General features: G+C 68.7%; 1 protein-coding gene. It reads left to right on the top strand.

Translation table 11 applies throughout. The features are described 5' to 3' along the window. Positions 1-319: HAMP domain-containing protein (locus ADK60_RS26960; protein ID WP_159400597.1), on the top strand; the 319-nt coding region annotated here is incomplete at both ends.

The following is a 319-nucleotide window of genomic DNA, read 5'->3' as shown; positions in this document are numbered from 1 at the left end:
GGACCTCACCGACAACGTCAATGTGATGGCCTCCAACCTCACCGGCCAGGTCCGTTCGATGTCCGACGTGGCGACCGCCGTGGCCCGCGGCGACCTCTCACGGAAGATCACCGTGGAGGCCAAGGGCGAGATGGCCGCGCTCGCGGACGCGATCAACACCATGGTGGACACCCTGTCGGTGTTCGCCGACGAGGTCACCCGGGTCGCCCGCGAGGTGGGGACCGAGGGGACGCTCGGCGGGCAGGCCCGGGTCCCGAACGTCGCCGGGACGTGGAAGGACCTCACCGACAACGTCAACTTCATGGCGCACAACCTCACC

It is taken from the genome of Streptomyces sp. XY431 (assembly GCF_001279805.1).
GTDB lineage: Bacteria > Actinomycetota > Actinomycetes > Streptomycetales > Streptomycetaceae > Kitasatospora > Kitasatospora purpeofusca.
The sequence above is the reverse complement of the archived record's forward strand: the minus strand, read 5'-3'. Positions and strand labels throughout refer to the sequence as shown.